At 68.5% G+C, this 14723-nt stretch carries 14 protein-coding genes; 11 read left to right on the top strand and 3 right to left on the bottom strand.

Going from position 1 to position 14723, the window contains the following annotated elements; translation table 11 throughout:
* The 3 genes from HMPREF3115_RS00355 to lexA all read right to left on the bottom strand — a co-directional run.
* Nucleotides 1-454: DUF2939 domain-containing protein (locus tag HMPREF3115_RS00355; RefSeq protein ID WP_070553148.1), on the bottom strand; the 454-nt coding region annotated here is incomplete at its 3' end.
* A 29-nt stretch (nucleotides 455-483) separates the two neighbouring features.
* Nucleotides 484-819, bottom strand: a complete 336-nt coding sequence (locus HMPREF3115_RS00350) for a hypothetical protein (RefSeq protein ID WP_006400151.1) — start codon at nucleotides 817-819, stop codon at nucleotides 484-486.
* 26 nt (nucleotides 820-845) lie between these two features.
* Nucleotides 846-1493, bottom strand: coding sequence for a transcriptional repressor LexA (gene lexA, locus HMPREF3115_RS00345; RefSeq protein ID WP_006400150.1), 648 nt, complete (start codon nucleotides 1491-1493; stop codon nucleotides 846-848).
* A gap of 264 nt (nucleotides 1494-1757) precedes the next feature.
* Here lexA and HMPREF3115_RS00340 point away from each other — a divergent pair, with 264 nt between their 5' ends.
* The 11 genes from HMPREF3115_RS00340 to HMPREF3115_RS00290 all read left to right on the top strand — a co-directional run.
* A complete protein-coding gene (locus tag HMPREF3115_RS00340; protein WP_070553142.1) occupies nucleotides 1758-2795 on the top strand; it encodes a sulfate ABC transporter substrate-binding protein in 1038 nt (345 codons plus the stop codon).
* A 116-nt stretch (nucleotides 2796-2911) separates the two neighbouring features.
* Entirely contained in the window at nucleotides 2912-3811 is a 900-nt protein-coding gene (gene cysT / locus HMPREF3115_RS00335) for a sulfate ABC transporter permease subunit CysT (RefSeq protein ID WP_006400147.1), read from the top strand.
* A complete protein-coding gene (cysW, locus tag HMPREF3115_RS00330; RefSeq protein WP_006400146.1) occupies nucleotides 3808-4755 on the top strand; it encodes a sulfate ABC transporter permease subunit CysW in 948 nt (315 codons plus the stop codon). The genes cysT and cysW overlap by 4 nt, the downstream gene beginning before the upstream one ends.
* Nucleotides 4756-4768: 13 nt before the next feature.
* Entirely contained in the window at nucleotides 4769-5830 is a 1062-nt protein-coding gene (locus HMPREF3115_RS00325; protein ID WP_006404868.1) for a sulfate/molybdate ABC transporter ATP-binding protein, read from the top strand.
* A gap of 74 nt (nucleotides 5831-5904) precedes the next feature.
* Nucleotides 5905-6831, top strand: coding sequence for a CysB family HTH-type transcriptional regulator (locus HMPREF3115_RS00320; protein ID WP_006400144.1), 927 nt, complete (start codon nucleotides 5905-5907; stop codon nucleotides 6829-6831).
* A 313-nt stretch (nucleotides 6832-7144) separates the two neighbouring features.
* Entirely contained in the window at nucleotides 7145-8095 is a 951-nt protein-coding gene (locus HMPREF3115_RS00315) for a sugar ABC transporter substrate-binding protein (protein WP_006400143.1), read from the top strand.
* A gap of 145 nt (nucleotides 8096-8240) precedes the next feature.
* Nucleotides 8241-9845 (top strand): sugar ABC transporter ATP-binding protein, encoded by a 1605-nt coding sequence (locus HMPREF3115_RS00310; RefSeq protein ID WP_006408518.1) that lies wholly within the window; start codon nucleotides 8241-8243, stop codon nucleotides 9843-9845.
* A complete protein-coding gene (locus HMPREF3115_RS00305) occupies nucleotides 9842-10861 on the top strand; it encodes an ABC transporter permease (RefSeq protein ID WP_070553140.1) in 1020 nt (339 codons plus the stop codon). Before HMPREF3115_RS00310 ends, HMPREF3115_RS00305 begins: the two co-directional genes overlap by 4 nt.
* Nucleotides 10862-10895: 34 nt before the next feature.
* Nucleotides 10896-11927 (top strand): LacI family DNA-binding transcriptional regulator, encoded by a 1032-nt coding sequence (locus HMPREF3115_RS00300; protein ID WP_006400140.1) that lies wholly within the window; start codon nucleotides 10896-10898, stop codon nucleotides 11925-11927.
* Complete coding sequence (rbsK, locus tag HMPREF3115_RS00295; RefSeq protein WP_070553138.1) at nucleotides 11924-12856, top strand: ribokinase; 933 nt, start codon at nucleotides 11924-11926, stop codon at nucleotides 12854-12856. The genes HMPREF3115_RS00300 and rbsK overlap by 4 nt, the downstream gene beginning before the upstream one ends.
* A 282-nt stretch (nucleotides 12857-13138) precedes the next feature.
* A partial coding sequence (locus HMPREF3115_RS00290) for a methyl-accepting chemotaxis protein (protein ID WP_070553144.1) occupies nucleotides 13139-14723 on the top strand: 1585 nt, incomplete at its 3' end.

Below are 14723 nucleotides of genomic sequence, written 5' to 3'. Positions count from 1 at the left end.
CGCCGGGTGCGGACGGCGCGGCGCCGCTGGCCGGTGCGCCGCCGGCCTGCTGCGCCTGCCAGTCGGGCGGACGCTCGCCGGGATTGCCTTTCGGCGGGAAACCGCTCATCAGGGCGGCCACGCCTTCCGGCGTCGCATACGCATCGACGAGCGGCCCGATCAACGCGGAACCGATCAGCGCGCCGAGCACCGCGAACGGGTTGTCCTTCTTCAGCGCGTCGATCCGGCGCATCAATTCCTCGGTAACCTGCTGCTTCAGGCTGATCCGCAGCGACGGAAAGTCGACGTATTCGCTGACGGCCTGTGCATCGCGCGCATCGATCGCCGACTTCAGGCGGCCGAGCGCGATGTACGGCGACGCGTAGGCATAGCCGATCGCCGCGATGACGGCGATCGCCAGCACGACGATCAGCAAGGGTTTGAGCCGCCATCCGCGGCTCGACGAGCGCGTCACGATACCTCCGGAGCGAAACCGTGTCGCAATCAGAGACCGCCTTGCGCGGCCGAACGTTCCTCCGCGATGCAGCGATCGATCATGCGGCAGACGGCATCGATCGTGCCGACCATGATCAGCCGCGAACGACCGTGATAGACGCGCACCGGTGCGCGCCGCGCGGGCTCCGCGTGATTGAGCCCGGCATTGAGCGACACGCGCGCGAATGCGGGGAGCGCCGACGGCAGCAGCGACGCCTGCCGTTCGACTGCGACTTCATGGCCGGCGGGCGCCGCAGCGGACAGCGGCGCGCAGGGCGTGCGGCCGCGCAGATGACGCAGGCGACCGAATTGACGGAAAGGCAGCAGGCGGGCAAGGCGTTCCATGGTGTTCTCCTGAGCGAGACGGAATGTCAGAGTTCGCCCGAGCGGATCAGCCCGACGGCGATGCCTTCCAGCGCGAAATCCGCGCTGCCGGCCTTGACGAAGATGTTTTCGTAATCCGGGTTCTCGGCGATCAGCTCGATGCCGCCCGGCCGGCGCATCAGACGCTTGACCGTGACGTCGTCGCCGAGCCGCGCGACGATGATCTGGCCGTCCTTCGCCTCGGTGCGCTTCTGCACGGCGAGCAGATCGCCGTCGAGAATGCCGGCGTCGCGCATCGACAGCCCGCGCACCTTCAGCAGATAGTCGGGCTTGCTCGAGAACAGCGCGGGATCGCACGCGAAGTGCTGCGAGATGTGCTCCTGCGCGAGGATCGGGCTGCCGGCCGCGACACGGCCGACGAGCGGCAGCGACAGCTGCATCAGCCCCGCATGCGGCAGCGTGAACTGGTGCGGCGCGTCGTCGCCGCCGAGCAGCCGGATGCCGCGCGACGCGCCTGCCGCCAGCTCGATCACGCCCTTGCGCGCCAGCGCACGCAGGTGCTCCTCGGCCGCGTTCGGCGAACTGAAACCCAGCTCGGCCGCAATCTCGGCGCGAGTGGGCGGAAAACCGGAGCGCTCGATCGCGCGGCGGATCAAGTCGAACACTTGCTGCTGGCGTGCGGTGAGTTTGGTCATGGTTCAACTGTATGGATAGACAGTGAGCTGTATTTTTATACAGTACTTTGAGAATTTCAAGTGTTACGTGAAGTTCGACGCGATCGCGCCGGTTCCGACGCCCGATTGCGACGCCCATGCGCCGGTTCGTCTGCCGCAACCGTCCGTCCGTATTGCGTTAGCACTTTTCAGTATTAAAAAATGAAGAAGGATTATTTTTAATCATGTAGCCCGTTCGATAGACTGGCCCGACATCGCAATACCGACAACACTGGAGAACCAAGGATGGTGAAGCGCACGACGGGGCTGATGAGCGGGGCGGGCCGCTTGATTGCAACACTCGCGCTGGGCGCGGCGGCGGCGCTGGGCGTCGCGACGCACGCGCAGGCCGATACGACGTTCCTGAACGTGTCGTACGATCCGACGCGCGAGCTGTACCAGGACTTCAACCAGGCATTCGGCAAGGAGTGGAAGGCGAAGACGGGCGAGACGGTCAACTTCAAGCAGTCGCACGGCGGCTCGGGCGCGCAGGCGCGCTCGGTGCTCGACGGCCTGCAGGCCGACGTCGTGACGCTCGCGCTCGCCTATGACATCGACGCGCTCGCCAACAAGGGGCTCGTGAACAAGGACTGGCAGAAACGCCTGCCCGACAACGCGTCGCCATACACGTCGACGATCGTGTTCCTCGTGCGCAAGGGCAACCCGAAGGGCATCAAGGACTGGGACGACCTGACCAAGCCGGGCGTGTCGATCGTCACGCCGAACCCGAAGACCTCGGGCGGCGCGCGCTGGAACTACCTGGCCGCGTGGGCGTATGCGCTGCACAAGCCGGGCGGCAGCGAGCAGTCGGCGAAGGAATTCGTCACGAAGCTGTACAAGAACGCGGGCGTGCTCGACTCGGGCGCGCGCGGCGCGACGACGAGCTTCGTGCAGCGCGGGATCGGCGACGTGCTGATCGCGTGGGAGAACGAGGCGTTCCTGTCGATCAAGGAGTTCGGGCCCGACAAGTTCGAGATCGTCGTACCGTCGGCGAGCATTCTGGCGGAACCGCCGGTGGCGGTCGTCGACAAGGTCGTCGACAAGAAGGGCACGCGCAAGCTCGCCGAAGCGTACCTGAACTTCCTGTACAGCCCGCAGGGCCAGGAAATCGCGGCGCGCAACTACTATCGGCCGCGCTCGAAGAGCGTGCCGGCGGAGCTGATCAAGCAGTTCCCGAAGCTGAAGCTGTACACGGTCGACGACACGTTCGGCGGCTGGACGAATGCGCAAAAGACGCATTTCGCGGACGGCGGTGTGTTCGACTCGATCTACAAGCCGCAGTAACACGACAACGACAGCGGCGCGCCACGTAGTGCGCCGCGTCCCGGACGCCGCCGGCGCGACCTGTCGCGCCGGCGTTCGCGTCGGGCCCATGAGCATCGACCCAGCAAGAGCATCCGATGACCACGTACACCTTTCGCAAGCCGAGCGCGCTGCCCGGTTTCGGCGTGACGCTCGGCATCACGGTGGCCTATTTGAGCCTCGTGGTGCTGATTCCGCTCGCCGCCACGTTCCTGAAGACCGCGACGCTGTCGTGGGACCAGTTCGTCGCCGCCGTCACGTCGCCGCGTGTGCTCGCGTCGTACCGGCTGACGTTCTCGGCCGCATTCGGCGGCGCGCTGATCAACGCCGTGTTCGGCTTTCTCGTCGCGTGGGTGCTCGTGCGCTACACGTTTCCGCTGAAGCGGCTCGTCGACGCGATCGTCGATCTGCCGTTCGCGCTGCCGACCTCGGTGGCCGGCATTTCGCTCGCGGCCGTCTACGCGGCGAACGGCTGGGTCGGCCAGTATCTCGCGCCGTTCGGCATCAAGGTCGCGTTCACGCCGCTCGGCGTGCTGGTCGCGCTGACCTTCATCGGCCTGCCGTTCGTCGTGCGCACCGTGCAGCCGGTGCTCGAGGATTTCGAGCGCGAGCAGGAGGAGGCGGCCGCGTGCCTCGGCGCGTCGCGCTGGCTCACGTTCCGGCGCGTCGTGCTGCCGGCCGTGCTGCCCGCGCTGCTCACCGGTTTCGCGCTCGCGTTCGCGCGTGCGCTCGGCGAATACGGGTCGGTGATCTTCATCGCCGGCAACGTGCCGATGAAGTCGGAGATCACGTCGCTGCTGATCATCACGAAGCTCGAACAGTACGACTACGCGGGCGCGACCGCGCTCGCGGTCGTCATGCTCGTCGTGTCGTTCCTGATGCTGCTGCTGATCAATACGCTGCAGTGGTATCTGCAGCGCCGTACGAGCCGCGGCGCGAGTGCGCCCGCGTCCGCGTCCGGTGATACCGCCGCGGTCGCGGCAGGAGGCCGGCCATGACGCAGGAGGTGACCGCCGTGCTCAAGAACCCGTCGTCCGCCGAGCGTGCGCGCGCGGCGAAGCGGCTCGATCCCGTCAGCGAGCCGCGCGCCGTGCGCTGGCTGCTCACCGGCATCGCGCTCGCGTTTCTCGCCTTCTTTCTCGTCGTGCCGCTCGCGGCCGTGTTCGTCGAGGCGCTGCGCAAGGGCGTCGGCTTCTACCTCGAGTCGCTCGCGGATCCGGACGCGTGGGCCGCGATCAAGCTGACGCTGACCGTCGCGGCGATCGCCGTGCCGCTGAACCTCGTGTTCGGCGTGTGCGCGTCGTGGGCGATCGCGAAATTCGAGTTTCGCGGCAAGGCGTTGCTGACGACGCTGATCGATCTGCCGTTCTCGGTGTCGCCGGTGATCTCCGGCCTCGTCTACGTGCTGCTGTTCGGCGCGCAGGGCTGGCTCGGCCCATGGCTGCAGGATCACGACGTGCAGATCATCTTCGCGGTGCCGGGCATCGTGCTCGCGACGATCTTCGTCACGTTCCCGTTCGTCGCGCGCGAGCTGATTCCATTGATGCAGGCACAGGGCAGCGACGAGGAAGAGGCCGCGCGCGTGCTCGGCGCGTCGGGCTGGCAGATCTTCCGCCGCGTGACGCTGCCGAACGTGAAGTGGGGGCTGCTGTACGGCGTGATCCTCTGCAATGCGCGCGCGATGGGCGAATTCGGCGCGGTGTCGGTCGTGTCCGGCCATATCCGCGGCCAGACCGACACGATGCCGCTGCACGTCGAGATTCTCTACAACGAGTACAACTTCGCCGCGGCGTTCGCGGTGGCATCGGTGCTCGCGCTGCTCGCGCTCGTGACGCTCGCGCTGAAGCTGCTCGCCGAACGCCATCTCGCCGCCGAGCTGTCCGGCGCGCGCGACGCCGTTCCCGCACATGCCGGCCCTGCCGCCATTTCGTCGAAATCGTAAAGAGGCAACCAGAATGGGTATCACCGTCCGTCATCTCCAGAAGCGCTTCGGCGATTTCACCGCGCTCGACAACGTGTCGCTCGATTTCCCGCCCGGCGAACTCGTCGCCCTGCTCGGGCCGTCCGGCTGCGGCAAGACCACGCTGCTGCGCGTGATCGCGGGCCTCGAGCACGCGGACGCGGGGCAGGTCGTGCTGCAGGGGCTCGACGTCGCATCGGTCGGCGCGCGCGACCGGCAGGTCGGCTTCGTGTTCCAGCACTACGCGCTGTTCCGCCACATGACCGTGTTCGAGAACGTCGCGTTCGGGCTGCGCGTGAAGCCGCGCCGCGAGCGGCCGTCCGAAGCCGCGATTCGCGACAAGGTGCACGAGCTGCTGAAGCTCGTGCAGCTCGACTGGCTCGCGCAGCGCTATCCGTCCGAGCTGTCGGGCGGCCAGCGCCAGCGGATCGCGCTCGCGCGCGCCCTCGCGGTGGAGCCGAAGGTGCTGCTGCTCGACGAGCCGTTCGGCGCGCTCGACGCGAAGGTGCGCAAGGAGCTGCGCGGCTGGCTGCGGCGCCTGCACGACGATCTGCACATCTCGACGATCTTCGTCACGCACGATCAGGAGGAGGCGCTCGAAGTCGCGGATCGCATCGTCGTGCTGAACCGCGGCCGCGTCGAGCAGGTCGGCAGCCCGCAGGAGGTCTACGATCATCCGCAGAGCGCGTTCGTCTACGAATTCCTCGGCGCCGCGAACCGGCTGCCCGGCACGGTGGCCGAGCGCGGCTTCGTCGCCGAGGGCGCGGCCGCGCCGATCGCGGTCGACGCGGATTTCGCGGGACCCGCGCATGCGTACGTGCGGCCGCACGATCTGCAGCTGTGGCCGGCCGCCGAAGCGGGCCATCGCGACGGCATCGCGGTCGACGTGCGCCGCGTGATTCCGCTGGGCGGCTCGGTGCGCGTCGAGCTGGAATCGCGCGCGGGCGGGGCGCTCGAGGCGGAACTCGACCGCGACGCATGGCGCGCGCTGTCGCTGCAGGTCGGCGACGGCGCGACGGCCGTGCCGCGTGCGGTACGCGTATTTCCGGCGCGCTGACGCCGGCCAGGCAGGAAGGAGCGCACGGCGCTCCGTATCGACCATCGAACAACGACAGCCCAAGAGGCATACCCATGAACTTCCAGCAACTGCGCTTCGTGCGCGAGGCGGTGCGCCAGAACATGAACCTGACCGAGGTCGCGAACGTGCTCTACACGTCGCAGTCGGGCGTGTCGAAGCAGATCAAGGACCTCGAGGACGAACTCGGCGTCGACATCTTCATTCGCCGCGGCAAGCGGCTGACGGGCCTGACCGAGCCGGGCAAGGCCGTGCATCAGCTGATCGAGCGGATGCTGCTCGACGCGGAGAACCTGAGGCGCGTCGCACGGCAGTTTGCCGATCAGGACAGCGGCCACCTCGTCGTCGCGACGACGCACACGCAGGCGCGCTACGCGCTGCCGAAGGTGATCCGGCAGTTCACCGACGTGTTCCCGAAGGTCCATCTCGCGCTGCGGCAGGGCAGCCCGCAGCAGATCGCGCAGATGATCCTGAACGGCGAGGCCGATCTCGGCATCTCGACGGAGGCGCTCGACCGCTATCCGGACATCGTCACGTTCCCGTGCTATTCGTGGCACCACACGGTCGTCGTGCCGAAGGGGCATCCGCTCGTGGGCCGCGAAAACCTGACGCTCGACGAAATCGCCGAGTATCCGATCATCACGTACGACCAGGACTTCACCGGCCGCTCGCACATCGACCAGGCGTTCGCGCAGGCCGGCGCCGTGCCCGACGTCGTGCTGACCGCGATCGACGCGGACGTGATCAAGACCTACGTCGAACTCGGCATGGGTATCGGCGTCGTCGCGGCGATGGCCTACGATCCGCAGCGCGACACGGGGCTCGTCGCACTCGACACGCAGCATCTGTTCGAGGCGAGCACGACGCGCGTCGGGCTGCGCAAGGGCGCGTTCCTGCGTGCGTATGCGTATCGGCTGATCGAGATGTTCGCGCCGCACCTGAGCGAGGCCGAAATCGCCGGCCAGCTGCGCGAAGCGGTGTGATTGGCGCGGGCGGGCGTGCGCATGCTTCGCGCGCGTCCCGTCTGCCGTCGGCGCGCTCCGAATAAACCCTTAAATATTGATTAGACGGGTTGCGCGCCGGCGCGAAACGGTCCAGCATACCTTCACTCCGCCGGCGTCCGCCGGCGGCGGCGTGTAAACGACGACACGCGTCAGGCAGTCGGCCGTCTGCCTTGTTTTCTTCCTTGGTAGCGACAAGCAGCATCGATGGCCAATCGCCGGGTAGTGTGGCGCAAACGTTTGCTCGCAATAAAACAACAGTCGGCCCCGACGGGCCAGTCGCCAGGAGATGTGTATGAATGTCCGCTTTCGCCGTCGCTTTCTGACCGCCGCGCTTGCTGCCGTCGCGGTTGCCGCCGCTCCCGCCGTCCACGCGCAAGCGGCCGGCAAGCCGAAGGTCGCGCTCGTGATGAAGTCGCTCGCCAACGAGTTCTTCCTGACGATGGAAAACGGCGCGAAGGAATACCAGAAACACAACGCGAGCCAGTTCGACCTGATCACGAACGGGATCAAGGACGAGACCGATACCGCGAACCAGATCCGCATCGTCGAGCAGATGATCGTGTCGAAGGTCGACGCGATCGTGCTCGCGCCGGCCGATTCGAAGGCGCTCGTGCCGGTCGTGAAGAAGGCCGTCGACGCGGGCATCATCGTCGTCAACATCGACAACCGGCTCGACCCCGACGTGCTGAAGTCCAAGAACCTCAACGTGCCGTTCGTCGGGCCGGACAACCGCAAGGGCGCGCGCAAGGTCGGCGACTACCTCGCGAAGAAGCTGAAGGCGGGCGACCAGGTCGGCATCGTCGAAGGCGTGTCGACGACGACCAACGCGCAGCAGCGCACGGCCGGCTTCCAGGACGCGATGAAGGCGGGCGGCATGAAGGTCGTGTCGGTGCAATCGGGCGAATGGGAGATCGACAAGGGCAACGCGGTCGCGTCCGCGATGCTGAACGAATACCCGAATCTGAAGGCGCTGCTGTGCGGCAACGACAACATGGCGATCGGCGCCGTGTCGGCCGTGCGCGCGGCCGGCAAGCAGGGCAAGGTGTACGTCGTCGGCTACGACAACATCAACGCGATCAAGCCGATGCTGAAGGACGGCCGCGTGCTCGCGACGGCCGATCAGTACGCCGCAAAGCAGGCCGTGTTCGGCATCGACACGGCGCTGAAGGCGATCGCCGAGCACCGCAAGCAGGCGGAGCTGTCGGGCGTGGTGGAGACGCCGGTCGATCTCGTGACGAAGTGACGCCGCGCGGCGCGTGCCGCCGCCCTCAAGAATCCGGCGCGGCGGCCGTTATCCGGTGTGAGCGCGATCACGGCCGCTGCATGCCGATGCAGTTGTGAGCGTCACACCCGCGCGCCGCATGCGCGCGGCCGCAACCAGGATCGCGATGGAACCGACCTTCCAATCTTCTTCCCGTCCCGCCGCACCGGTGCTGTCCGTTTCCGGCGTCGGCAAGACGTACGCGGAGCCGGTGCTCGCGGACGTCACGCTCGCGCTCGTGCCGGGCGAGGCGCTGGCGCTGACCGGCGAGAACGGCGCGGGCAAGAGCACGCTGTCGAAGATCATCGGCGGGCTCGTCGAGCCGAGCGCCGGCACCATGCAGCTCGCGGGCGAGCCGTACGCACCGGCGAGCCGCACGCACGCCGAGGCGCTCGGCGTGCGGATGGTGATGCAGGAGCTGAACCTGCTGCCGACGCTGAGCGTCGCCGAAAACCTGTTCCTGAACCGTCTGCCGCGCCGCTTCGGCGTGATCGATCGCGCGCGGCTGCGCGACGACGCGCGCCTCGCGATGGCGCAGGTCGGGCTCGATGCGATCGATCCCGACACGCCGGTCGGCGCGCTCGGCATCGGCCATCAGCAGATGGTCGAGATCGCGCGCAACCTGATCGGCGACTGCCGCGTGCTGATCCTCGACGAGCCGACCGCGATGCTGACCGCACGCGAGGTCGAACTGCTGTTCGAGCAGATCGACCGGCTGAAGGCGCGCGGCGTCGCGATCGTCTACATCTCGCATCGGCTCGAGGAACTCGCGCGCGTGGCCGAGCGCGTCGCGGTGCTGCGCGACGGGCGGCTCGTGCACGTCGGCGAGATGGCCGCAACGACGTCCGACGCGCTCGTCACGCTGATGGTCGGCCGCGAGATCGGCGAACACATCGATCTCGGCGAGCGCCGTATCGGCGCGCCGCGGCTCGTCGTCTCGGGGCTCACGCGTGCGCCGGCCGTGCGCGACGTGTCGCTCGAGGTACGGGCGGGCGAGATTTTCGGCATTTCCGGACTGATCGGCGCAGGGCGCACCGAACTGCTGCGGCTGATCTACGGCGCCGATACGCCCGACGCCGGCACGATCGCGGTCGGCCAGCCGCCGCGGCCGGTCGCGATCCGCTCGCCGGTCGATGCGGTGCAGCTCGGCATCGCGCTGATCACCGAGGATCGCAAGGGCGAGGGATTGCTGCTGTCGCAGTCGGTCACGGCCAACGTGTCGCTCGGCCAGCTCGACCGGCTCGCGCGTGCGGGCGTGGTCGACACGGCGCGCGAGACGGCGCTCGCCGAACGGCAGATCGACGCGCTGCGCATCCGCGCGCACGGCGCCGCGCAGCCGGTCGGCGAACTGTCGGGCGGCAACCAGCAGAAGGTCGTGATCGGCCGCTGGCTCGCGCGCGACATGGGCGTGCTGCTGTTCGACGAGCCGACGCGCGGCATCGACGTCGGCGCCAAATTCGAAATCTACACTTTGATGGGCGCGCTTGCGCGCGAAGGCCGCGCGCTCGTGGTCGTATCGAGCGACCTGCGCGAACTGATGCTGATTTGCGACCGGATCGGCGTAATGTCGGCCGGCCGCATGACGGCCGTGTTCGAGCGCGGCCACTGGACCCAGGATGCGCTGCTGGCCGCGGCGTTCGCGGGCTTCGGCCGCGACGCGGCGCCGCACGGCGCACCGCCGCCTGACGCGCACGCCGCGCACGGCACTTCGACGACAGGACGACCGCAATGACCCAGCCCCCCGTCACCCCGACCGATGCCGGCGCCGCGCAGGACGCGACCGGCCGCCGCGCGCGCACGCTGTCCGGCACGCGGCTCGGCGTGTCGAACTATCTCGGCCTCGCCGGCGCGCTGATCGCGATGATCGCGCTGTTTTCGGCGCTGAGCTCGCATTTCCTGACCTACGATACGTTCAGCACGATCGCGAACCAGATTCCCGACCTCGTCGTGATGTCGGTCGGGATGACGTTCGTGCTGATCATCGCGGGGATCGATCTGTCGGTCGGCTCGGTGCTCGCGCTCGCCGGGTCGATGGTCAGCGTCGCCGCGCTGAAGTGGCAGTGGGGGCCGCTGCCGGCCGCGCTGATCGGCATCGCGGTCGCGACCGCGACGGGCTCGCTGACGGGCGCCGTCACGGTCGGCTGGCGGATTCCGTCGTTCATCGTGTCGCTCGGCGTGCTCGAGGCCGCGCGCGGCCTCGCCTACCAGCTGACGAATTCGCGCACCGCGTATATCGGCGACGCGTTCGATTTCCTGTCGAATCCGATCGCGCTGGGCATCTCGCCGGCGTTCCTGATCGCCGTCGCGGTGATGATTGCCGCGCAGTTCGTGCTGACGCGCACCGTGTTCGGCCGCTATCTGGTGGGGATCGGCACGAACGAGGAGGCCGTGCGGCTTGCGGGGGTTAACCCGCGGCCGTATAAAATCCTTGTCTTCGCGCTGATGGGCGCGCTCGCCGGGCTCGCGTCGCTGTTCCAGATTTCGCGCCTCGAGGCCGCCGATCCCAACGCGGGCGCCGGGCTCGAGCTGCAGGTGATCGCGGCCGTCGTGATCGGCGGCACGAGCCTGATGGGCGGCCGCGGCTCGGTGATCAGCACGTTTTTCGGCGTATTGATCATCTCGGTGCTCGCCGCGGGCCTGGCGCAGATCGGCGCGAACGAGCCGACGAAACGGATCATCACCGGGGCGGTGATCGTGGTCGCGGTCGTGCTCGACACGTATCGCAGCCGGCGCACACGCACGCGGTAAGACCAACAACAGAAAGAGCAGAGAGAAACGGGAAATGGCGACGATCAAGGATGTGGCGGCCATGGCGGGCGTGTCGTTTACGACGGTATCGCACGTGGTAAACAACTCGCGGCCGGTGTCCGCGGACGTACGGGCGAAGGTCGAGGGCGCGATCCGCGAGCTGAACTACGTGCCGTCGGCGGTCGCGCGCTCGCTCAAGGCCCGCGCGACGGCGACCATCGGCCTCGTCGTGCCGAACAGCACGAATCCGTACTTCGCGGAGCTCGCGCGCGGCATCGAGGATCAGTGCGCGGCCAACGGCTACTGCGTGTTTTTCTGCAACTCGGACGACGATCCGGTCAAGCAGCGCAACTACCTGCGCGTGCTGCAGGAAAAGCGCATCGACGGGCTGATCGTCGCGTCGGCCGGCGAAGACGCCGTGCTCGCGCAGACGCTCGCCGACGCGCATGCGCCGCTCGTCGTCGTCGACCGCAACATCGAAGGGCTCGCGGCCGATCTCGTGCAGATCGACCACGAGCGCGGCGCCTATCTCGCGACGCGCCATCTGCTCGAACTCGGCCACGCGAAGATCGGCTGCATCACCGGGCCGACCGACACGGCCGTCAGCGCGATGCGCGTGCACGGCTTCATCCGCGCGATGGCCGAGCGCGGCATCGACATCGTGCCGGGCGCGATCGCGGAAAGCGATTTTTCCTGCCTCGGCGGCTATCACGCGGCGGCGCGGCTGTTCGAATCGGTGCGGCCGAGCGCGATCTTCGCGGGCAACGACCTGATGGGCGTCGGCGCGCTGCGCGCGGCCGCCGAGCGCGGGATGCGCGTGCCCGACGACTGTTCGATCATCGGTTTCGACGACATCGAGTTCTCGCGTTACACGTATCCGGCGCTGTCGACCGTCGGCCAGTCGGTGCGCGCGCTCGGCGAAATGGCCGCGCAGACGCTGATCGAGCGGATCGGCGGCGGTTCGTCGGCGGCGCCGAGCCGGCGGCGCGTCGTGTCGCCGCGGCTCGTGCTGCGCGAATCGACGGCGGTCTATCGCGAACCGGCCGCGTCCGGCTCCCGCGCATGACGGCCGGCGCGGCAGCGCGGGCCGGCCGCGTCGCGGTGGTCGGCAGCCTCAACATGGATCTCGTCGTGCGCGCGCCGCGGCTGCCGCTGCCGGGCGAGACGCTCGCGGGCCACGCGTTCGCGCAGGCGGCGGGCGGCAAGGGCGGCAACCAGGCCGTCGCGGCGGCACGGCTCGGCGCGCAGGTCGCGATGATCGGCTGCGTCGGCGCGGATGCGCACGGTGACGCGCTGCGCGCGGGGCTCGAAGCCGAAGGGATCGACTGCGCGGGGCTCGCGACGAGCGCGTCGGCGCCGACCGGCGTCGCGCTGATCGTCGTCGACGACGGAAGCCAGAACGCGATCGTCATCGTCGCGGGCGGCAACGGCGACGTGACACCGGAGACGGTCGCGCGGCACGAAGCGACGCTCGCGTCCGCCGACGTGCTGATCTGCCAGCTCGAGACGCCGCCCGACACGGTCCGCGCGGCGCTTGCCGCCGGACGCCGGCTCGGCCGCACGGTCGTGCTCAATCCGGCACCGGCTGTCGCGCCGCTGCCGGCCGACTGGCTCGCGTTGGTCGACTATCTGATTCCGAACGAACTGGAAGCCGCTGCGCTGACCGGCCGCCCGGTGCGCGATGCGACCGACGCGGAGGTCGCGGCGCGGGCGCTGCAGGCGCGCGGCGCGCGCAACGTGCTGATCACGCTCGGCGAACGCGGCGTGCTCGCGTTGACGGCCGACGGCATCGCGCGACACTATCCGGCGCCGGTCGTGCGCGCGGTCGACACGACGGCCGCCGGCGACACGTTCATCGGCGGCTTCGCCGCACGGCTCGCGGCCGGCGCGAACGTCGACGACGCGATCCGCTTCGCCCAGCGCGCGGCCGCGGTATCGGTCACGCGTGCCGGCGCCCAGCCGTCGATCCCGACGCTCGCCGAACTCGGCGACTGACGCATTTCCGTCCCTTCGCGGCCGCTCCGTCACGTCGGACGGCGGCCGCAGTCCACTTCCCGCATCGTCGTCCTCTCGCATCCGCTTTCGCGGCTCGACTGCGAAGGCAGGCGTCGCCTTCCATGCAATTATTCAGCAATCTGTAATAAACAGACGTATTAAACGAAAAATAAGCTCGAATGCCATCAAGTTGTTTAGCGCGCCGTCGTAAATACGGGAACCGAAACAATGTTCGGCGTAACGGGCCACGGCCCGCCTCGGCGACGCAACACAGGAACGACGATGGTCTTCAGGAACCTGACGATACGTGCGCGTATCGGTTTGACAATGGCTTTTCTAGCCGCGCTGCTGGGCGTAATCGGCGTGCTCGGTCTGTACGGGATGACGAGCGCGAACGAGTCGACGCGCGAGATCTTCACGAACCAGATGCCGAGCGCGGTCAACGTGTCGGTGGCGGAAATGTTCGCGGCCCGCGAGCGGCTCGCGCTCGATCGCGCGGCACTGCTGGCCGGCACGCCCGACTCGGCGGCCGCCATCGAGCGCAGCCGCGCCATGCGCGCACAGTCCGACGCGCGGTGGCAGAAGTATCTCGCGCTGCCGCGCGGGCCGGAAGAGGACCGGCTCGCGCAGGACGTCGCAGCGAAGCGGCAGGCGCTGCAAGCCAGTTGCGACGCGTTCGCGAGCGCGATCGCGTCGGGCGACCACGACCGGATCGGCGACGGCGCGAAGCAGCTGCAGGTGCGCTTCAACGAACTCGCCGGCGCGAACGAAGCGCTGCGCAACTTCCAGTTCAGCGACGGGCAAGCGCGGTTCGATCATGCGGAATCGGTGTATGACGCGCTGCGTGTCGTGTCGATCGTCGTGCTCGCGCTCGGCCTCGTCGCCGCGCTGCTGTCGTGGGTCACGCTGAGCCGCGCGATCGGCCGGCCGCTCGCGGACGCGCTCGCGCATTTCGACGCGATTGCCGCGGGCGATCTGCGCCGCACGATCGTCGTGAGCCGACGCGACGAAATGGGTCAGCTGCTCGACGGCCTCGCGAAGATGCAGCGCGGGCTTGTCGACACGGTGCGCACGGTGCGCGGCGGCAGCGAGTCGATCGCGACGGCAGCCCGGCAGATCGCGGCCGGCAACATCGACCTGTCGTCGCGAACGGAAGAACAGGCGGCGGCGCTGCAGGAAACGGCGTCGAGCATGGAGCAACTGACCGGCACCGTGAAACAGAACGCGGACAATGCGCGCCAGGCAAGCTCGCTGGCCGCGAATGCGTCGGAAATTGCAAACAAGGGTAATACGGTGGTGGGGCAGGTCGTCGACACGATGGGCGAGATCAATGCGAGCTCGGCGAAGATCGCGGACATCATCGCGATCATCGAGGGCATTGCATTCCAGACCAACATCCTCGCGCTGAACGCCGCGGTCGAAGCCGCACGCGCGGGCGAGGAAGGGCGCGGGTTCGCGGTCGTCGCGGGCGAGGTGCGCAGTCTCGCGCAGCGTTCGTCGAGCGCGGCCAAGGAAATCAAGGCGCTGATCGACGCGTCGGTCGAGCGGATCCGCTCGGGCTCGACGCTCGTCGACGAAGCGGGGCGCACGATGAACGACGTGATCGGTGCGGTGCAGCGCGTGACGGACATCATGGGCGAGATCGCGGCGGCGTCCGAGGAGCAAAGCGGCGGCATCGACCAGGTCGCGCGCGCCGTCGCGCAGATGGACGAGGTCACGCAGCAGAACGCGGCGCTCGTCGAAGAGGCCGCGGCTGCCGCGCAGTCGCTCGACGAGCAAGCGGCGCGCCTGCGCGACGCGACTTCGGTGTTCCGGCTCGACGACGCGGCGCGGCCGGCGGCAGGCGCAGCCGATGCGGCGCGCCGCG

The sequence above is a fragment of the Burkholderia sp. HMSC10F09 genome (assembly GCF_001806955.1).
Lineage (GTDB): Bacteria > Pseudomonadota > Gammaproteobacteria > Burkholderiales > Burkholderiaceae > Burkholderia > Burkholderia multivorans.
The sequence above is the reverse complement of the archived record's forward strand: the minus strand, read 5'-3'. Positions and strand labels throughout refer to the sequence as shown.